This window comes from Salinisphaera sp. C84B14, from assembly GCF_040361435.1.
GTDB lineage: Bacteria > Pseudomonadota > Gammaproteobacteria > Nevskiales > Salinisphaeraceae > Salinisphaera.
Window position 1 is genome coordinate 58434 of the sequence record NZ_APNL01000012.1, and the last position, 19413, is coordinate 77846.

The 19413-nt window shown below is 63.9% G+C and carries 22 protein-coding genes; 10 read left to right on the plus strand and 12 right to left on the minus strand.

The features are described from left to right. Window positions 1-55 precede the first annotated feature (55 nt). A complete protein-coding gene (gene ppk1 / locus C84B14_RS11665; protein ID WP_348766199.1) occupies window positions 56-2143 on the minus strand; it encodes a polyphosphate kinase 1 in 2088 nt (695 codons plus the stop codon). A gap of 76 nt (window positions 2144-2219) precedes the next feature. On the opposite strand from ppk1, the gene C84B14_RS11670 reads away from it, so the two are divergent. Both C84B14_RS11670 and C84B14_RS11675 read left to right on the plus strand, forming a co-directional pair. After that, window positions 2220-3056: a PhzF family phenazine biosynthesis protein gene (locus C84B14_RS11670; RefSeq protein ID WP_353224271.1), complete on the plus strand. Its 837-nt coding sequence runs from the start codon at window positions 2220-2222 to the stop codon at window positions 3054-3056. Beyond that, a complete protein-coding gene (locus C84B14_RS11675) occupies window positions 3053-3424 on the plus strand; it encodes a DUF423 domain-containing protein (protein WP_353224273.1) in 372 nt (123 codons plus the stop codon). Before C84B14_RS11670 ends, C84B14_RS11675 begins: the two co-directional genes overlap by 4 nt. Here C84B14_RS11675 and C84B14_RS11680 read toward each other — a convergent pair. Together C84B14_RS11680 and C84B14_RS11685 are read right to left on the minus strand one after the other, a co-directional pair. Further along, entirely contained in the window at window positions 3421-3882 is a 462-nt protein-coding gene (locus tag C84B14_RS11680; protein ID WP_353224275.1) for a peroxiredoxin, read from the minus strand. The genes C84B14_RS11675 and C84B14_RS11680 overlap by 4 nt on opposite strands. A gap of 5 nt (window positions 3883-3887) precedes the next feature. Continuing rightward, complete coding sequence (locus C84B14_RS11685) at window positions 3888-4364, minus strand: DUF4112 domain-containing protein (RefSeq protein WP_348766195.1); 477 nt, start codon at window positions 4362-4364, stop codon at window positions 3888-3890. A 125-nt stretch (window positions 4365-4489) separates the two neighbouring features. On the opposite strand from C84B14_RS11685, the gene C84B14_RS11690 reads away from it, so the two are divergent. The 3 genes from C84B14_RS11690 to C84B14_RS11700 are packed head-to-tail and all read left to right on the plus strand — an operon-like array spanning window position 4490 to window position 6550. Beyond that, window positions 4490-5659 (plus strand): SMP-30/gluconolactonase/LRE family protein, encoded by a 1170-nt coding sequence (locus C84B14_RS11690; RefSeq protein WP_353224277.1) that lies wholly within the window; start codon window positions 4490-4492, stop codon window positions 5657-5659. Beyond that, complete coding sequence (locus tag C84B14_RS11695; RefSeq protein ID WP_353224279.1) at window positions 5656-6345, plus strand: FFLEELY motif protein; 690 nt, start codon at window positions 5656-5658, stop codon at window positions 6343-6345. The genes C84B14_RS11690 and C84B14_RS11695 overlap by 4 nt, the downstream gene beginning before the upstream one ends. Before the next feature lie 58 nt (window positions 6346-6403). After that, window positions 6404-6550, plus strand: coding sequence for a DUF3096 domain-containing protein (locus C84B14_RS11700; protein ID WP_293623448.1), 147 nt, complete (start codon window positions 6404-6406; stop codon window positions 6548-6550). 97 nt (window positions 6551-6647) lie between these two features. On the opposite strand, the gene sufT is transcribed toward C84B14_RS11700, so the two are convergent. Continuing rightward, window positions 6648-7199, minus strand: coding sequence for a putative Fe-S cluster assembly protein SufT (gene sufT, locus C84B14_RS11705; protein ID WP_006912817.1), 552 nt, complete (start codon window positions 7197-7199; stop codon window positions 6648-6650). A gap of 99 nt (window positions 7200-7298) precedes the next feature. Here sufT and C84B14_RS11710 point away from each other — a divergent pair, with 99 nt between their 5' ends. The 5 genes from C84B14_RS11710 to C84B14_RS11730 are packed head-to-tail and all read left to right on the plus strand — an operon-like array spanning window position 7299 to window position 10188. Beyond that, window positions 7299-7682, plus strand: coding sequence for a sirohydrochlorin chelatase (locus C84B14_RS11710; RefSeq protein ID WP_348766192.1), 384 nt, complete (start codon window positions 7299-7301; stop codon window positions 7680-7682). Beyond that, complete coding sequence (locus C84B14_RS11715; protein ID WP_348766191.1) at window positions 7683-7964, plus strand: hypothetical protein; 282 nt, start codon at window positions 7683-7685, stop codon at window positions 7962-7964. Continuing rightward, on the plus strand, window positions 7957-8430 hold the full coding sequence (locus C84B14_RS11720; protein ID WP_353224281.1) for a TspO/MBR family protein: 474 nt from the start codon (window positions 7957-7959) through the stop codon (window positions 8428-8430). The genes C84B14_RS11715 and C84B14_RS11720 overlap by 8 nt, the downstream gene beginning before the upstream one ends. Before the next feature lie 38 nt (window positions 8431-8468). Next, window positions 8469-9287, plus strand: coding sequence for an SDR family NAD(P)-dependent oxidoreductase (locus C84B14_RS11725; protein ID WP_353224283.1), 819 nt, complete (start codon window positions 8469-8471; stop codon window positions 9285-9287). Window positions 9288-9309: 22 nt separating this feature from the next. After that, complete coding sequence (locus C84B14_RS11730; protein WP_353224285.1) at window positions 9310-10188, plus strand: SDR family oxidoreductase; 879 nt, start codon at window positions 9310-9312, stop codon at window positions 10186-10188. Between the two features lie 52 nt (window positions 10189-10240). On the opposite strand, the gene C84B14_RS11735 is transcribed toward C84B14_RS11730, so the two are convergent. The 8 genes from C84B14_RS11735 to C84B14_RS11770 form a co-directional block, all read right to left on the minus strand. Continuing rightward, window positions 10241-11611 carry an alginate export family protein gene (locus C84B14_RS11735; RefSeq protein ID WP_353224287.1) on the minus strand — a complete coding sequence of 457 codons (1371 nt, stop codon included), beginning with the start codon at window positions 11609-11611 and terminating at the stop codon, window positions 10241-10243. A gap of 70 nt (window positions 11612-11681) precedes the next feature. Beyond that, window positions 11682-12224, minus strand: a complete 543-nt coding sequence (locus tag C84B14_RS11740) for a cytochrome C (RefSeq protein ID WP_353224289.1) — start codon at window positions 12222-12224, stop codon at window positions 11682-11684. A 4-nt stretch (window positions 12225-12228) separates the two neighbouring features. Further along, on the minus strand, window positions 12229-12753 hold the full coding sequence (locus C84B14_RS11745) for a methylamine dehydrogenase light chain (protein WP_348766185.1): 525 nt from the start codon (window positions 12751-12753) through the stop codon (window positions 12229-12231). A 15-nt stretch (window positions 12754-12768) separates the two neighbouring features. Beyond that, window positions 12769-13368, minus strand: a complete 600-nt coding sequence (mauD, locus tag C84B14_RS11750) for a methylamine dehydrogenase accessory protein MauD (protein ID WP_353224291.1) — start codon at window positions 13366-13368, stop codon at window positions 12769-12771. Between the two features lie 2 nt (window positions 13369-13370). Then, complete coding sequence (locus C84B14_RS11755; RefSeq protein WP_353224293.1) at window positions 13371-13907, minus strand: MauE/DoxX family redox-associated membrane protein; 537 nt, start codon at window positions 13905-13907, stop codon at window positions 13371-13373. Window positions 13908-13916: 9 nt separating this feature from the next. Then, window positions 13917-15062 carry an amine dehydrogenase large subunit gene (locus C84B14_RS11760; protein ID WP_353224295.1) on the minus strand — a complete coding sequence of 382 codons (1146 nt, stop codon included), beginning with the start codon at window positions 15060-15062 and terminating at the stop codon, window positions 13917-13919. A 347-nt stretch (window positions 15063-15409) separates the two neighbouring features. Next, a complete protein-coding gene (locus C84B14_RS11765; protein WP_353224297.1) occupies window positions 15410-17527 on the minus strand; it encodes a PQQ-dependent dehydrogenase, methanol/ethanol family in 2118 nt (705 codons plus the stop codon). 183 nt (window positions 17528-17710) lie between these two features. Beyond that, the gene (locus C84B14_RS11770) at window positions 17711-19411 is read right to left on the minus strand and encodes an amidohydrolase (protein WP_353224299.1); all 1701 of its coding nucleotides are present in this window, start codon (window positions 19409-19411) and stop codon (window positions 17711-17713) included. Window positions 19412-19413 lie beyond the last annotated feature (2 nt).

Below are 19413 nucleotides of genomic sequence, written 5' to 3' on the forward strand. Positions count from 1 at the left end.
TCGCGATCAGACCGCTGCAACAACCACAGGTTCACACCGGCGGCATGCGCCGCGATCAGCCCGGGCCCTCCATCAGCCGTTTCTGGGCGGCCAGCGGCGCTTCGTCGCCGACGGGCTCGGCTTTCGTATAGCGCCCGTCGTTGCCGAGCAGCCAGGCCTGACTGTTGTCGGCGAGGTAGAGCGCGAGTTCACGCTGAACCCGATCATATAACGCCGGGCTGGTCACGGGAAAGCAGGTCTCGACCCGGCGGAAGAAATTGCGATCCATCCAGTCGGCGCTGGCCAGATACAGCTCGGGCGTATCGTCGTTGGCAAAATAGAATACCCGCGTGTGCTCCAGGAAACGCCCGACGATGGAACGCACCTCGATATTCTCGGATACACCCTCGACGCCGGGGCGCAGGCAGCAGATACCGCGCACGATGAGTTCGATCTTCACCCCGGCCTGGGATGCCGCATAGAGCGCACGAATGGCCTGGGGTTCCACCAGCGAATTCATCTTGGCGATGATATGCGCCGGTTTGCCGGCGCGGGCGTTCTCCGCCTCGCGATTGATCTTGTCGATGATCGCGGTATGCAGCCGAAACGGTGCGTCCAGCAACCGCTCCAGACCCGATACCTTGCCGAGGCTGGTGAGCTGCAGAAACATTTCGTGCACGTCGTTGCCCAGGGCATCGTCGCAGGAGAACAGGCCGTAGTCGGTATACAAACGCGCCGTCTTGGGATGATAGTTGCCCGTGCCCAGATGCACATAGTTGTGCAGGCCGTCGGTTTCGCGACGTACGATCAGCGTCATCTTGGCATGGGTCTTGTAGCCGACTACGCCATAGACCACATGCGCGCCGGCGGCCTGCAGACGGTTGGCCAACTCGATATTGTCGGCTTCGTCGAAGCGGGCGCGCAGTTCGACCACCACGGTGACTTCCTTGCCGGCACGGGCCGCTTCGACCAGGGCGTCCACCACGGCCGAATCCGGGCCGGTGCGATACAGCGTCTGCTTGATCGCCAGCACGCGCGAATCGGAGGCGGCCCGACGCACGAAGTCGATCACCGGCAGGAACGAATCGAAGGGGTGATGCAGCAGCACGTCCGCGGCACGGATTTCTGCAAACAGATCGCCGCTCGGCCCCAGCTCGCTGGGCAGGCGCGGTGAGAACGCCGGGTATTTGAGATCCGGCCGATCGACGGTATCCAGCAACGACATCAGGCGGTTGACGTTGACCGGCCCGTCGACCTGGAACAGATCCTCCTTGGACAGCAGAAACCGGTCGAGCAGGTACTTGCACAGCGATTCCGGGCAGTTGTGCGCCACTTCAAGACGCACACAGTCGCCGTAGCGGCGCGACGGCAGCTCGCCCTCGACCGCACGCAACAGATCGTCGACCTCTTCCTCGTCGACGAACAGATCGGAATTGCGGGTGACCCGGAACTGATAGCAGCCCCGCGTGCCCATGCTCGGAAACAGGTCACCCACGTGCTGATGGATGATCGACGACAGGAATACGAAGTCGTGATCGCCGCTGCCGGCCTCGCGCGGCAGCTGAATCACGCGCGGCAGCGCGCGCGGCGCCTGCACCACGGCATAGTCGATCTTGCGCCCGAAGGCATCGGTGCCGTCCAGCGACACGATGAAATTCAACGACTTGTTGAGAATGCGCGGGAAGGGATGGGCCGGATCGAGTCCCAGCGGGCTGATTACCGGCAGCAGCTCCTCCTCGAAGAACTCGGCCAGCCATGCACGCTGTTCCGGGTTCCATTCCGAACGTCGCAGAAAGCGGATGCCCTCGTGCTGCAAGGCCGGAATCAACTCGTCGTTGAGGGTGCTGTATTGTTTGGCCACCAGTTCATGCGCGCGGCTACTGATGGCACGCAGGGCTTCACTGGGGGTGCGGTTATCGGCTTCGGTCGGCGAGTTGACCAGCTCGGCCTTCTGCTTGAGCCCGGCCACCCGCACTTCGAAGAACTCGTCCAGATTGGTCGAGGAAATACACAGGAATTTCAGCCGTTCGAGCAGCGGCACGCGCCCATCGCGCGCCTGTTCGAGCACCCGGTCGTTAAACTCAAGCAGTGACAGCTCACGGTTGATGAACAGATCGGGGGCATCAAGCGTACGCTCTGCGCCGTCCTCTACATTTGCATTCATGCGTAATCGACTCGCAGCGCTCTGCGCCGACTGGACAAAATGGGCCTAACGGATAACAACAGCAGATGACAATTCCATGACAGACACCGTACTGCAACTTACGGCCTACCATATCGATGCCTTTACAGACCGGGTCTTTCGGGGCAATCCGGCATCGGTCGTTCTGCTCGATGAGTGGCTCGATGATACGACGCTCCAGGCCGTGGCGGCCGAGCATAACCTGGCAGAAACCGCGTTCGTGGTCGCCGGCGAGCCGGCGCACGCCCTGCGCTGGTTCACCCCGACCTGCGAAGTCGAGCTATGCGGCCATGCCACGCTGGCCACCGCCTACGCCCTGCTGCACTGCTGCAACGGCTTCAGCGCGCCGCTGCGGTTTCAGACCCGCCAGGCCGGCGAACTCGGCGTAAGCGAAAACGACGGCATGCTGTGGCTGGATTTCCCCAGCCGCCCGGCCGAGCGGCTCGCCCAGGCGCCAGCCGACGTCGAACAGGCCGTGGGCGCAGCCAGCCTGGAATGGTATGCCGGCGCCAATCATCTGGCCGTATATGAAAGTGCTGCCACGGTCGCCGCGCTTGCGCCTGATATGCGGGCACTGGCCGCCTGCAATCGACAGGACAACCGCGGCGTGATCGCCACCGCCCCCGCAGACGACGGCATCCATGATTTCGTGTCGCGTTATTTCGCCCCGGCCCACGGGATCGACGAAGATCCGGTTACCGGCTCGGCGCATTGCACCCTCGCGCCCTACTGGGCGGCGCGTCTGGGCAAAACGCAGTTGGCCGGCCGCCAGATCTCGCGCCGCGGGGGCACGGTCATCTGCCGGCTGGAAGGCGATCGCGTGCATCTGGGTGGACAGGCAGTACGCTATGCCGAAAGCCAACTATTCATCCCGATCGAAGGCCGCAAGACATGACCCAACTCGCACTCGTTGCCGGCAGCCTTTATGGCCTGATCGGCGTACTGCTGGGCGCATTCGGCGCGCATGCCCTGGCCGCGAGGCTCTCGGCCGACATGCAGGCAATCTGGCATACCGCAGTCCAGTACCAGTTCTATCACGCGCTGGCGCTGCTGGCGGTCGGGTTGCTGGCACGCCAGGGCATGACCGGCGCGGGCGTTGCCACCGCCACCGTCTGTTTTGCCGTCGGCACGCTCATTTTCTCCGGCAGCCTCTACGTACTGGCCTTTTCCGGTATTCGCTGGCTGGGTGCGATCACGCCGATCGGCGGCGTACTGCTGATCGTGGGCTGGGCGGCGCTGCTGTGGTCGATCGTGCGCGGCTAAGCCAGCTCTCGCAGGGTAGCCAACGCCTTGTCGACATGCCGGCCGGCGGCCAGCTGGGCCTGATAGCGCAGGCGTACGATGCCCTGACGATCGATCACGAACGTCACCCGGTTGCCGAGCACGCCCAGCGCCCGGCCGACGTCGAAGGCCTTCGACAGGCGGCCGTCGTGATCGGAAACCAGGGCGAACTCGAGGCCGTGTTTTTCCGCAAAGGCGCGATGGCTGGCATCATCGTCCGCGCTGATGCCGATCACTTCGGCATCAAGCGCGTTGAATGCCTCGAGCTGGTCGCGAAAGCTACAGGCCTGGCGGGTACACACCGGCGTATCGTCGCGCGGGTAGAAATAGACCACCAGCGGGCGCTGTCCGATCAGGGATTCGGTATCGATCGCGCGGCCATCGTGGGCGCTACGCTGAATAGTCGGGGCTCGATCGCCCGTATCCACTTTATGAGCCATGACAATTATCCAAACAGCGCGCGCCAGAGCGCGACGGTGACGATAGAGGCACAGGCGAGCCCGAGACTGATCCCGACCACGCCGCCCCAGCGGGACTTCTTCGTTTGTTCTGCGGTTTCCTGCTCCAGCCAGCGTCTGAGTACGCGCTCATTACGGCGATTGGCCTTCCAGGCGAAATCGAACAGATCGCCGACAAGTGGTACCAGACCGACCACAAAATCCACGCCCACGTTCGCGCCCATACGCATCCATACACGCTTTGGCGCGCCCAGCCGTAGCGCCTCGACAACGATCAGGCTCGAAAGGCCGGTGCCGACCAGGTCGCCGGCAAACGGGACGAGGCCGAAAAGACCGTCCAGACCGACGCGCTTGCGGATGATCGGCAGCTCGAAGGCATCGTCGAGCCACCAGGCCACCCGCTCGATACGACCCAGGCTGGCACGGCGCTTGGCCAGCAGTGCGGGCGAGACGGCATCGTTCATCGGGAACCTCGGGTCTGTCCATTCATGGTCGCGTATGGATAATGCGGCCGCGGATATTTGCGATCATTGTATGCCGATTGCCATGAGCTTAGATGTCCGAAGCCGTTTTCGGGCCAAGGAATGACATGAAGAACCTGTTGACCCTGATCTTGATCGCGCTGGTCGCGTTCGTTGGCTACGCCCTTTTCTGGCCGAGCGATTTCATGCCCCAGCCGTGGACCGTGGCAACGGCCACCACCGGCGATGCGCCGGTGCGAAGCGCGCCTTTGGCGCAGGCCGAACGAATGGGCGAAGACACGGCCACCGGTCCCGAAGACGTGGCGATCGATAACCAGGGACGGCTGTATGCGGGCTATGAAGACGGCACCATCCGCCGCTTCGACCCGGACGGCAGCAATGGCCAGGTATTCGCCACCACTAACGGGCGCCCGCTCGGGCTTGCCTTCAGCAGCAAGCCGGTTGCGCCTACCGATGACCAGGCAAGCACTGAATCGGGCGATGAAACGGGCGAGCAAGAGCAAGCGACCGACGCGCAGCCGCCGCAGACGCTGATCGTGGCCGATGCCGACAAGGGGCTGCTCGCGATCAACCCGGCCGGCGATATCAAAATCCTCGCCAGTGGCGCCGAAGGCCGCCCGTTCAAGTTCACCGACGACGTGGACGTCGGGCCCGATGGCACGATCTATTTCACCGACGCCTCGAGCAAATACGGGCATGACGCCTACCGCACCGATATTCTCGAACACGGCGGCCACGGCCGTCTGATGGAATACGATCCGACCACCGCCACGGTGACGGTCCTGCTGGGCGGCTTGCAGTTCGCCAACGGCGTCGCCGTCAGCGGCGACGGCGCCTATGTGCTGGTGACCGAAACCGGCAGCTATCGCGTGCTGCGCTACTGGCTGAGCGGCGATATGGCCGGCCAGAGCGATATCTTCATCGACCGGCTGCCCGGTTTTCCCGACGGCATTTCCCATGGCGCCGACAGCGACACGTTCTGGGTGGCGCTGTTCGCGCCCCGCAACCGGTTGCTGGACTTTACCGCCGACAAGCCCTGGCTTCGACGCATCATCTACCATCTGCCCAGAGCGCTGCAGCCGGAACCCGCGCATGTCGCCGGGCTGATGGGCATCAAGCCGGACGGTACCGTGGTAACCGATCTGCGGGACGACAGCACAGGCGCGTTTGCGCCGATCACAAGCGTCCAGGAACAGGGCAATAGCCTGTATCTGGGCAGTCTGAGCGCCGATGCGTTCGCGCGTATCCCGCGGCCCACGCCCGAAACCACGCCATGAGTTCGCGCCTGGAACAAGCGCTGGTCGATTTGCGCGAGGCCCGGGCCCGGCTCGAGCGACGCAGCGAGCCGGCGTTCGATGCCCGCCTCAAGGCGCTACGACGATGGCAGTCCGAACGCGCGGCAGCGCTGCACCGGCCGCTGGCCGAACGCTATGACGGTGAAAAGCTGCTGCACTTTCTGACCCGCAGCTTCTATCTCGAAGCCGACTGGTCGGAGCTGACCTCCGACCCGGCCAAGATTTCGTCGCGAATCGGGCGCATCATCGACGACGACCGGCCGCTGGTGATCGCGGTCCGCCTGCAACACACCGCGGACAGCCTCGATGCCGACATGGCCGCAGCGCTCGAGACCCGCCTGCCAGCGCGACCGATCACGCCGACCGCGTATGTGCGTGCCTTTCGCGAGGTCGGCCAGTTCGACGTTCGCGAACAACAGATCGGCTGGGTACGCGAACTGGTGGATCTGCTCGGCGGGTTTGCCGACAACCGGGCCGCCTACTGGGCGTTCAAGCTGGCCGGTTCGCCAGCCAAGGCACTCGGCATGGGACAGACCTATGGCCTGTTGGCAGAAGGCTTTGCCGCCATGCGCAGCACCCGCGACCTGGAAAACGCGACGCGCGAAGTCGTCACCGTTCAGCGCCGCGAACTCGATCGTCTCACCCGGCGCGCAGGCCCGGATCGATGATTGCGCGCGGCCGTGCCTTGACGCATTCTCAGCACAAACTCATCACCGCAACTATCCGATGACCATTACCATTTCCGACGCCAGCCTTGTGCCGATCGTTTCGCTGGCCGCGGGCATCGCCATTCTTGTCGTGCCGCGCCTGCTCAATTACATCGTCGCCGGCTATCTGATCCTGATCGGCGTGCTGGGGATCGTGAACTTCTAACCCAGGCCTTGTCCCGCCTGCCCGCGGCCTGGCTTAGAGCCGCAGCGCCCGCATCAGACGCCGCTGCCCACCGGCCCGAGCGCTGTGCCGGGCGACTTTAGAGCATGCCGACCTGAAGCTTGGCGGCATCGCTCATCATTTCCATCGTCCAGGGCGGGTCGAACACCAGTTCCACGCGTACCTGGGCAATGGTAGGCACCATTTTCACCTTGTTGCGCACATCGTCGACGAGAATATCGCCCATGCCACAGCCGGGGGCGGTCAGGGTCATGTCGATATCGACAATACGCGCCTGCGGGTCGCTGTGATCGAAATCGCACTGATAGACCAGGCCGAGATCGACCAAGTTGATGGGGATTTCGGGGTCGAAGACGGTGCGCATCTGCTCCCAGACCATGGCTTCGACATCGTCGTTGCCCGCGCCTTCGGGCAGGCGCAACGGCTCGGGCGGCTCCTGGCCGATGGCATCGGCATTCTCGCCGGCAATACGAATCAGGTTGCCGGCGATATAGACGGTGAACGATCCACCCAGCGCCTGGGTGATGTTGCCGTGGGTACCCACCGGAATTTCGACCGTGTCGCCGGCCGGGATCAGCACCGCCTCACAGTCGCGCTGGAAGGTTACGGGTTCATTGGAGGGCATCTGCATGGCGCGATACCTGCGTTGATGTATATCAACATAGTCTACCAACCGCGCTGTTAGCTGTCCGAAAGCCTTTGGCCGCCACGCTCTGATACGATTACCCCTATGAAGAAATCACTGCTTGTCGTCGCCCACGGCAGCCGCCGTCAGGCCTCCAATGATGAAGTGCGCGCGCTCACCGAACGCGTGCGCGCGGAGTCCAACGAACGCTTCGCGGCCATCGAATGCGCGTTCCTCGAACTCGCGGAGCCGTCCATCCCCGATGGGCTCGCCCGTCTGATCGCCGATGGCGCCGCGCATGTCACGGTTTTGCCTTATTTTCTGTCGGCCGGCCGTCATGTGGCCGAAGATATTCCTGAAGAGGTCGAGGCCGTACAGGCCGCACACCCGGACGTGCATATCGAGATTGCCCCTTATCTGGGCACCTCGGACGTCATGCCACGGCTGCTGCTGACCATGCTGGGCGACAGCGCGGCCGCGAGCGCCTGAATGATGGACCGGATCGCGGATAACCGCCGTTTCTGGCTCGGCCTCAACCTGTTGCTGCTGGTACTGCACGGCTTTGGCGTGTACTGCTACGTGATCGGCGGCTTCGCCCATCCGGTCACCCAGCTCTGGGCGATCGTGCTGCTGATTCATATCCTGGAATTCCCGCTGGCATTCATCGCGGTGCAGGGTCGTGGGGTCGGCTGGGGCACGACCATCATGGCCACCCTTATCTTCGGCTTCACCTGGTGGGTGCCGGCCCGCCGCGGCGTGTTTCATGCGTGAGTCGTTCAATGCCACGCGCGCCGCGCTGGTATGCGGCATTGCGGTAGCGCTCGTCTCGCTGACCGGCGCCGTGTTTCCGCCCGGGGCGTGGTACGAACAGCTCAACCAGCCCGCCGGCACCCCGCCCGATATCGCCTTCCCCATCGCCTGGACGCTGCTCTATATCGGCATGGCGGTCGCGGCATGGCGCGTCTGGCGTGCTGCCGGCATCGGTCGTGCACTGGCGTTGTTTGCGGCCCAACTGCTGCTCAACGCCCTGTGGATGCCGGTGGCGTTCGGTGCCCATGCCCTCGTCTGGGCCTTGATCGTGATCGTCGCGCTCTGGCTCGTGCTTGCGGCCACGTTCGCTGCATTCTGGCGGATCGACCGGCTGGCCGGCGCGCTGCTCGTGCCCTATCTGGCCTGGGTGAGCTATGCGGTCTATCTCAATGCCGGCCTGTTGCTGCTCAACTGGGGCAGCCTGTAATTCCTGATCGCGTCGCTCTATTCACCTAGGAGTTGTTCATGGCCTTTGTCGACAAATACGGCCCCTGGGCTCTGATTACCGGCGCATCGGCCGGCATCGGCGCGGAATTCGCCCGCCAGATCGCCGCCAAGGGCGTCAACGTGGCCCTGGTCGCACGCCGCCGCGAGCGCCTGGAAGCACTGGGCGCAGAACTGGAGTCCGAATACGGCGTGCGTTCCCTGGCCATCGCGGCCGACCTGTGCGCCGACGATTTTCTGACCACGATCACCGAAGCACTCGGCACCCGCCACGTCGGCCTGCTGGTCAACAACGCCGGCTCGGGCATGACCGGCGAATTCCTGGATCACGACCTCGACGCCGAGCTGCAGATGCTGGCGCTGAACTGCCGCGCGCCGCTGGTGCTGGCGCACCATTTCGGCCGGCGCATGCGCGACGATCGTCGTGGCGGCATCATCATGCTGGCCTCGGTGGCCGGCATCGTGCCCACACCGATGTTCGCCAACTACAGCGCCACCAAGGCATGGAACCGTTTTCTGGGCGAAGGGCTGCACGAGGAACTGGCGCGCGACGGGGTGGATGTCGTATCGCTGTGCCCGGGCCTGACCCAGAGCGAGTTCTTCGACCACGCCAACGTCGACCCCAGCAACTGGCCCGCGCCCATGCGGGCCACGATCATGAGCGCCGAAGACGTGGTCAAAGCCGCGCTGAAAGGTCTGGGCCGGCATTCGCAGGTGGTGCCCGGCCTGTCTTATCGCATGCTCATGCGCCTGTCGCGTCTGTCGCCCGGCTCACTCACGCCGTGGATGATCGATCGCGTCATGCGCCTGGCCCTGCCCAAGAGCGACAACTCACGCTAAAGCCGTCTAAAGGAGCCATACGATGGCCGATCTGAAGGACAAGACCCTGTTCATTTCCGGCGCCTCGCGGGGCATCGGTCTGGCGATCGCGCTGCGCGCGGCCGCCGACGGGGCCAACGTCGCCATTGCAGCCAAGACCGATACCCCGCACCCGAAGCTGCCGGGTACGATCCATACCGCAGCCGAGCAAATCGAGGCGGCCGGCGGCAAGGCGCTGCCGATCGTCTGCGATATTCGGGAAGAGGCGCAGGTCGAAGCCGCGGTGAAAAAGACCGCCGACGAGTTCGGCGGCATCGATATCTGCGTGAACAACGCCAGCGCGATCTCGCTGACCGGCACCGAAGAAACGCCGATGAAGCGCTACGATCTGATGAACCAGATCAACGCCCGCGGCACCTATCTGGTGAGCCAGAAATGCATTCCCTATCTCAAGGAATCGCAGAAAAAGGGCAATAATCCGCATGTGCTGATGCTGTCGCCGCCGCTGGACATGAAGCCCAAGTGGTTCGGCCCGCATGTGGCCTACTCGATCGCCAAGTACGGCATGAGCCTGTGCGTGCTCGGCATGGCCGAGGAATTCGCCGAAGACGGCATCGCCTTCAACGCGCTGTGGCCGCGCACCGGCATCGCCACCGCCGCGATCAACCTCATCGGCGGCGAAGAGATGATGGCGCATTGCCGCAAGCCCGAAATCATGGCCGACGCGGCCCACATCATCCTGACCCAGAACAGCCGCGACTTCACCGGCCGGTTCTGTATGGACGACGTCCTGCTGCACGAACACGGCGTCAACGATTTCGATCAGTACGCGGTGGACCCGAGCAAGGAACTCTGGCCCGACTTCTTCGTGCCGGACGACGTGCCGCCGCCGCCCGGCTCCATGGGCAATCGCACCGACTGACAGGCAACCGATCCGGGCCGGCAGACGGGTTCGTCTGCCGGCCCGAATTGCCTCAGAAACTCACGATCGCGATGACCTGCGAATAGATATTGGTATCGTCGTCGCCGAGCTGCGTGCCGCCTTCCGCCGCCGAGTTGTCCGGGGTGTAAAAGCCGACCAACGGACTGATCACGAGATGGTCGTTGACGACCCACTGGGCATAGAGATCGAACTCGTTGCCGTCCAGGAAACCGCGCCCTGCGTTGTCGAATTCAAAGAACAGTGCGCCCAGCTCGACGGTATCCGACGGCGCGAGTGAAACGCCGACGTGGTGTACATCGGTATCGCTGTTGAACGGCCCGGCATAGTTGGCGGCTACTTCCCCCTGGAACCAGGTGCCGTAGCCGCGGTTGAAGCCGAAGAACAGCGGATCGAAACCGCCCGAGAAGCTCGAGAAACGATAGCTGAGCTTCGGCGACCACGGCACGTCGGCAAAGGTCCAGCCCGCTTCGCCATACCAGGCATGATCGTCGCCGCCGCCCAGATAGTCGTCTCCGTTGTCCTGATCGACATATTCCGCCGACAGGAACAGGTTTTCCACGCCGAGGCTGCCGTTGGCCCGGAAGGCCAGCGTTTCCTGACCGTCGCGATGCTGGTAGCCAAGAAATTCAGCCGATTCGTCGTCGACGTCCAGGCCCTTGAGATAGGTCACGCCCAGCGTGCCGTAGGTTTCGCTGCGGTATTCCAGATTGGCCCCGGCGAGCTCCATTTCGGCCTGTGCCTTGTTGTCGGAGTCGAGCCAGAAACCATCGAGATGAAAGCCGTTCTCGCCGCCCAGGCGCAGGATGGCGGTCTTGTCGAACGCCTTGCGCGCCGCCAACCAGTAGGCGCCGCCTCGGCTGAGGCCGCTCGGCGCAATGCCGGCATCGGCCAACGGCTGGAAGCCTTCGCCAAAGTTCAGTGAGTCGCCGTTGATGAGGAAACCGTCGCCGATGGTAAAGCTCTGGCTGCCAACGGACAGGTCGATACCGTCTTCGCCGAGCCACGGCACGAGATCGCCCGAGGTCCAGCCGATATAGGCATCCTCGACCTGGGTGTCCTCCTCCTTGCCGGTACTGAAGCCACCGGCATCGCCGTCACCGCGGGTGGCCGAACTCAGCAGGTTGAACGCACCGTACACGCTGCCCGCCCCATCGAGAGCGTGGGCCGCACTCAGCCCGTATTTGGCATAGCCTTCCTGCCAGGTCGGGCTGGCGTCTTCCGCGATCAGAACCTGGTTATAGGCCTTCTGGCTGTTGAACACGCCCAGTGCCGCTTCGATATCGAAATTGAGCAGCGTCTCGTCGCTTTCGTACAGAATATGAGCGCCAGCCTGGGCCGAGCCCAGCAAGGCCGCTGCCGCCAGAACCGTTGGCACCGCGCGCCGGCTGTTCGATGTCTTCATGAGTCCCCCTTGGATGATGGGCACAGTGCGCCCGGTTTGATTGCAGACTCGAACGCGTCGAGCCAGCGGCCTATGGCCGGTCCTCAAGACCGTCACGAATGGCAATCTGGCGATCGCGCATGCGCTGCAGCAGCACATCGCGCGTGGTGTGGATCTGGTCCAGCGGCTCGGCGCGCAGGCCCGCCACCTCTTGCGCGCTGTACGGCTTGAAGTGGGCGGGGGTGCTGTCGCCGGCAATATCGCTGGTCAGCATCCAGTTCATCAGATCGGCCAGCTGTGCATCGGTGAAACTGGATAGCGATACCCCCGGCACGCGCACCAGAAACTCGCGGCCCCCCTCGACTTCCAGAAAATGGCCCACGAAGTCCTTCATCCGTGGCACGTCGTTCTTGCGCGAGCCCTCGCCGTCCACGTGATGACAGCCGGAGCATTGCAGCTGGTAATTCACCCGCGGACGGTAGCCCGCTTCGCGCGGCGTGACCGCCGGCACCTCGTTGCCGGGCGCCGGCCTGTTGTCCGGACCCGGCAGGCTCTGGGCCTGCCCCACACCAAACGGCAGCACGAGGCCCGCCACCAGCACCAGCCGTGCGGCGATGCATGCCGACCGACGCATGGCGCTAGCTGGCCACATCCCGAATCGTGGCAATGGTGCAGTTGTAGGTGAGATGCTCGGCACCCAGGCACCAGTTGATGTCGTTATTGTTGAACGGCCGATACAGCGGCTGTTCGCTGTCGTTGCGGTTGCAGGCACACTGGCCGCAGGCCTGCTTGCCGCAGCAGTCGTTGTAAGCGATCACATAGTCGCGCCCGTCGGCCGGGTTGTGACAGGTGCCCACCCAGGTGACTTCCGATACATCGGTGCCCGGCGGGCAGGCGTTGATGGTGCCCCCGCAGCAGGTACACAGAAAGCCGTCGACCGAGCAGTAGCGCCAGTAATCACAGCTTTGCGGATCGCCCGGGTCGCCCGGCGTGCCGGGCTCTGCTGCATGCGCGTTGCCGCTGCTGCGATCCACCGGCAGGATCAACGGCAGCGCGCTGCCGACCACCACCCAGGAACCAAAGCGCACCAGGGCGTTGCGGCGCGACGTCGAATAGGCGACATGACGGGCCGAGCGTTCGAAGAAACGATCTAGAAATTTCATGGGGTCCCCCGGTGGTTATTGCGCTGCACGCTTCTGGCCGTGCATGTATTCCTGGAGCGAGCCCACGCCCATGGACTGGGCTTCGAACAGGCTTTCCAGATGTTCGCGGTTGTTGACCAGACCCTTGGCCCGCAGCACGCCCTCGGCATCGATGAGCACGGCATAGGGCAATTTGCCGATCTGATAGGTCATGCCGATTTCGGGGCCGACCACATAGGTGGCCTCCTCGAGACCGTGCTCACGCACCAGCGCCTGCTGCGAGGCCGCGTCGCCGTCGCTGACATACACCACGTCCAGATCGCGCCGATAGCTGCGCGCCAGCGAGCGCAGGCTGGGCAGCAACGACTTGCAGATCGGGCAGGTGGGCGACATGAAGAACAGCAGCTGGCCCTTGTCGCTCTTGTAGCCGACATTCACCGGGCGCTCGTTGCGGTCGGTGGCGGTGACCTGGGGCGCGGGGCTATTCACGGCCACGCCCTTGTCGAGCATGAGCGCGCCGGCCGGCGCAATACGCGAATGCAGCACACCCACCTGTCGAACCAGCGCCATGACCACGAAGGCCAGGGCCACGACCACGATCCAGAGCAGGATCTGGGATAACACAGCAACTTCCATGACTATCTCCCGGAAAGCGACTTCAAGCGCGGCTGATTGGTGAGCAGCCCCTCGGTCGCGGTGTAAAGGATGAGGACCGCCGCCACGCTGGCGCCGATCAGAAACAGGCCGAATCCGGTCAGGGCCACGGCGCCGGTGGGCAGGCCGGCAAGCACGGCCATCATCATCAGCACACCGTTGCGCGCCAGCAGCGCCGACGAGAGAGGACGCTCCAGGCCCGGCCCACTACAGCCGCAGTCGATATCGCGGCGTCCGCGCCAGAGATTGATGGCAATCGCAGCGGTATACAGGGCCAGTAGCGCACCGGCGCCCGCCGCGCCCCAAACCCGCAGCCCCGGCACCAGCAGCAAGATCGCAACGAGCCCTTCGACGAAGGGCAGCGCACGGGCCACCCACGAGATCGCAGCACCAGAGAGCAGCGCATAGTCCTCGATCTGGCGCGCAAAGCGATGCGGCGCGCGCAGCTTGTGGCTGGCGCCGGTTAACAGAATGACCGCCAGCACCAGCGCACAGGACACGGCCACGATCGGATGAATCATCGTCGCCTCCTAGTGGCTGCTGAGCACCAGCGCGGGGATCGCACTTATGCCCTCGACGGTATGCATGTATTCCATTTCGGTAAGATCGAACACATCCAGCCCGCCTTCGATGTTCACGCCCAGCAGCAACGGCTCGTCGTCAGAGGTGGCGTTCAGGCTCCAGACGTAGTTCTCTGTCTTGAGCTCGCCGACTTTCTCGTGGGTGTCGAGATCGAACACCCAAATGGTGTCGCTGGGGTCTTCCCAGTTGCGATCGCTGTGGTCCTGGTGGACGAGCACGTACATCTGGTTGAGTGCCGGCGAAATGGTCATCAGCTGCCAGCCGCCCACGCCCCAGCCGGCTTCGCGCTGGGCATCGGTAAACAGCGACCAGCGCTTGCCGACCCGGGTCTTGCCACCGGAGACGTCGATCGGCTGAATCACGCCGTCGAGAGTGGTGAAGTAGTACATGTCGCCGTTGCGCGCGGCACGTTCGTTCATGGCAGTTTCGTTCGGGTCGAAGAACTGCGTGCGCGAGCGCGAAACCTCGTTGCCGCTGTCGTCGAGCTTGACGCGCTGGAACGTGCCGTCGCCGCATACCGAGCCGAAGGCGCGCTTGCCGATCGGGTAGTTGAGCACGCAGCCGGCAATATCGATCTCGCTGGCCACGCTCTGGTTCTTCGTATCCACCACCGTCACCGAAGTGGACGGCGTGAAGTTGTAGATGTACACGAAGCGATCGTCGCCGCTCAGGGTCAGCATGTTGCGTTCCATGAGGATGTTGGCGCGCTTCTTGGGAATCTCGACTTCCCACGCCGGGGACAACGTGCGCGTATCCCAGGCCGTAAGCACGTCGGTACGCTCGCCACGCACGCCGCGCGACCAGAACGTATCGGCCGAATACAGCCGGGTATCATCGTGGGAGAGTACCGACGGCGCCAGATAGCCGGTCGGAATCATGCCCAGCATCTTCTTTTGTTCCGGATCCACCACGACCACCTTGCCCGTGGTGGCGTTATCGAACTGGGTATCGATGATGTAGGCGCGATGCGGGCCCGGCTTGTCGAGCGTGATCTGGCCGATTTCGTCGGGCGGCAGCTGCGACCAGGCGCTGGCACTCCATGCCAATACAGCCATCGCGGCAATGCCACCGGCACGAAACAGTCTTTTATTCATAGTCGTCCCTCGCTTGAGCGGTTCGATGCGAACGGTGGCGGCGTTGCACGCCACGCCGATCGCCTGCGCGCCACGCCGAGCTGCGCCCCCGATATGTCGTGTCGCCTGTTTCAGCGATAACTCAAGACTGCGCCGCGACGGGCCGGGCCTGCATGTCTGCCGGTGCAATTTCGTTTGTCGTGACGTGCATCAAGGCGAATTCCATGCGGGTCGTGGCAGACCGCCCCAGCGGACAACCTCGCAAGGCCGCGCGAATCGATCACAGCAAAAGAGCCGGCGGGTAGAACCCGACCGGCTCGGATGGCCTTGGCGTATGAAGATCGGCGGAACCCGGCCAGATGCGCCGTCTACGAGCCGCCTGCGCCCATCTCTTTGGCCAGATCGTGCTGGCGCTTGATGAGGTATTGATGGATGGCACGGATCTGCGACTGCGACAGCCGGTCGGCAAACGACGGCATGCCCTGGCCGATCAACGTGCCGCCGGCGACGATACGCAAAAAGTCGTCGTGTGTTTGCGCATCCATATTGCGCAGGTTCGGCACCACGCCGCCGCTGTAGGCGCTGAAACCGTGGCAGGCGCCGCAGTGCGTATTGAACAGATCGCGTCCCTGGGCGATCGTGTCGGCGTCGGCTTTGAGCGGCGGAATATCATCGGCGATTTCAAGCTTGCGCTTGGGCTCATCCGGCAGCGTGGCCTGGCCGCCCAGTTTGTAAGTGAGCACCCGCGCGCGCGGCTCGACCTGCGTATTCTTCGCCAGGCCGCCGAAGCCGGTGGGGAAGATACCGCCCCAGCCGACCATGAAGCTCACGTACTGTTCGCCGTCCACGGCATAGGTTACCGGGCCGGCCATCACGCCGGTATTCGCCGGCGCGCGCCAGAGCAGTTCGCCGTCGTCGGCCGCATACGCCCGTACTTCGCCGTTGGCGGTGCCCTGAAATACCAGCCCACCGGCGGTCGCCAGGGTGCCGCCGTTCCAGATCGTCGGGTAATCCTGGCTCCAGACCTCGCGCTGGGCGATCGGATCCCAGGCCAGCAGCTTGCCGCGATACATATCCACGACTTCGGCGCGCGCCTTGGGGTCTTCGGGCAGCGCCACCGGCTGCGTACCCAGCTGCAACGTACCGCGCCCCTGCCAGGTCGCTTCATTGTCGGGCTCGAGCAGGGCCGGCGCCACCTGGGCCGGGATATAGACCAGCCCCGTATCCGGGCTGAACGACATGGGCATCCAGTTATGCCCGCCCAGCGGTCCCGGCATCAATAGCCGCGGGCCTTTCGTCCAGTCGGCCTTTTCCATGTCCACGACCGGCCGACCGGTCTTCATGTCGATACGTTTGGCCCAGTTCACCGGCACGTACTTCTCGGCCGAGATCAGTTCGCCGTTGGTCCGGTCGATCACATAGTAAAAGCCGTTCTTCGGCGCCTGCATGAGCACCTGGCGTGTCTTGCCGTCGATTTCGAGATCGGCCAGCGTGATTGTCTGGGTGGCGGTAAAGTCCCATTGGTCGCCGGGCGTCTGCTGGTAGTGCCAGACGTACTCGCCGGTGTCCGGGCGAATGGCCACGATGGAAGCCACGAAAAGGTTGTCGCCCTTGCCCTGGCTGCGCGCCTGGTGATTCCAGAGACTGGCATTTCCAACCCCGATATAGAGCAGATCCAGTTCGGGGTCGTAGGCCATAGAATCCCAGACCGTGCCGCCGCCGCCCTGCTTCCAGTACTGGTCCCCGAACCAGGTCTTGCGGGCCATTTCCATGGCCTTGCTTTCTGCCGGCTTGGACGGATCGCCGGGCACGGTGAAAAAGCGCCAGGCCTGTTCGCCCGTATCGGCATCATAGGCGGTGATATAACCGCGCACGCCCATTTCGGCGCCGCCGTTGCCGATGATCACGCGGCCTTTGACCACCCGCGGCGCGCCCGTGATCGTCTGGCTGCGCTCGTCGTCGATGAGCGTATTCACGCGCCACACCTCGTCGCCGGTTTCGGCGTCGAGGGCGATCAGTCGGCCATCGAACGCACCGACGAACACCTTGCCGTTCCAGACCGCCACACCGCGGTTGACCGGCCCGCAACAGCCGTCACGTGCGGCCGTTTTAGCGACTTTCGGGTCGTACTTCCAGAGCAACTTGCCGCTGGCGGCATCGAAGGCATAGACGATGCTGAAGGCGCTGGTGGTGTACATCACGCCATCCACCACGATCGGCGTGGCTTCCACTCCGCGATCGATATCGAGCCGGTACGACCAGGCCAGCCCCAGTTCATCGACGTTGTCCTGATCGATCTGGTCGAGACGACTGAAGCGCTGTTCCTGATAGGTGCCGCCGTGGGTCATCCAGTTCGCCGGCTCCTGCGCCGCGGATCGCAAACGCTTAGCATCGACCGACGCCGGCGTGGACGCCGCTTGGGCGCCGACGGCCCATACGAGCGACGACGCCAGACCCAGCGTCGCGGCCGCCAATAATCTCGACATGGCTTTCTCCTCGAGTTTTATTTTTATTGCTGTGTGCGCTCGCGCGACGACCGATCGCGCCAAGCTTTTTCTTTTATCGCGGCCGAGCCGCTGCGCCACGGCTCGTGGCCCACTGCCAGACCATCCCGTTGCCCCGGCATGACTTCAGCCACGGCACCCGGCACCCCGGCCGATAGCGAACGATCAACGCGGCTCGGCTTCGTATACCGTCTTACCCCGAAATACCGTTCTAAGGGCTTTTGTCTGCGCGATTTCGGCGTTCGGAACATCGAAAATATTGCGGTCGAGCACCACGAGATCGGCAGACTTGCCCACTTCAATCGACCCGATCTGATCGGACAGGTTGAGCGTGTACGCCGCGCCCCGAGTCATGGTGTCCATGGCCGCCTGCAGCGGAATACTCTCCTCGGGGCCGATCTCGCGCTCGACCATGGAGGCCAGATGCGGCCAGGGGTTGATCGAACTCGATATCGAGGGCCAGTCGGAGCCGTAGGCGATCACGGCGCCCGCATCGAGCAACTCTTTCGTCGGCGGGGTCTTGTCGTAGCGATGGCCGATCGCGTTGCGCATGGCCGAACTGTACGGCCCGCGAATCCACAGCGGCGGCGCAACGTCGGCCGCCACATCGAGCTCGGCAAACCGTGCCAGATCGGCTTCGTCGACCACGCTGGCATGGGCAATCGAATGATGCAGCTCGCGCGCTCCGATGGCCTCGCGCGCTGCCTCGAACGCGTCGAGCGCGGCCCGTACGGAGCCATCGCCGGTGGCATGCATCTTCACCGTCACGCCCTGGCGGGCCAGTTCGATCGCATCCTGCGTGATGGCATCCGCTGTCATGCGTAATTCGCCTTCATAGTCGGCCGGCAGCCCTTTTGCTTCCAGTGCGCCGGCCTCGTACGGTTCCAGCAGCGAGGCGGTCAACGCAGGCGGCACGCCGTCGAGATAGAGCTTGGCGAAATCGGTATGGACGTTGTCCGAGCGGTAGCGGGCACGGTCGGCCAGCGTCTTGCGCTGTTCGGCTGCGGTTTCGTTGAAGTCGGTGTCGTACTGCAGGAAGGTCGCCACCCGAGCGTGCAGCCCGTCGTTGCGATCGACGTCATGATAGGCACGCACCGTCGGCCGGTCGGTACGTGCTTCGACAAACGTGGTGATACCAAACCGGTTGGCCTCGTCCACCGCGTGTCGAACCGTTTGCTGATACTTCGCGTCGCTCATCGGCGGAATCGTGCGCGTCAGCTCACCGGCGGCCTGCTCGAACAGAATGCCGTTGGGCTCGCCCGCCGCATCGGTCTGAATGGCCGCCATCTCGTCCGCACGTTCCTTGTCGAAGCCGGCCGCCTGCAGCGCCTTCGAGTTCACGTAGCCGTTATGGCCGGTGTCATCGAGCAGATATACGGGATTGTCGGGCGACACGGCATCGAGCCGCTTCTTGTCGATCTTGCCGGAGTCGGCATAGGCCGAAGCCCAGGCGCCGCCCACCACCCATTCGCCCGGTTTGGCGTCGGCGACGCACCCTGCGACCCGCTCGCTTATTTCATCCGGCGTGGCGCTACTGGGGAAATCACAGCTGAAAAGCTGGCGCTTGAAACCGCGCACGTAGTGGCCGTGCCCGTCGATGATGCCGGGCACGACCGTGCTGCCACCCAGATCGACGATACGGGTATCGTCGTCGGCGTGCTTGCGAACGGCTTCGCTATCGCCCACCGCAATGAAGCGGCCGTTGGCGATCGCCACCGCCTGTACCATGGAACGATCGTCGTCCTGTGTATGGATGCGTGCGTTCAGATAGATCGTGTCGGCGCCGGGCGCCGCCGTCGCGGCGCCGCCCAGGCATAGACCCGCCAGCGCGAGCACCGCGCTCGTCGCGCGTAGGACTGTATGCATAG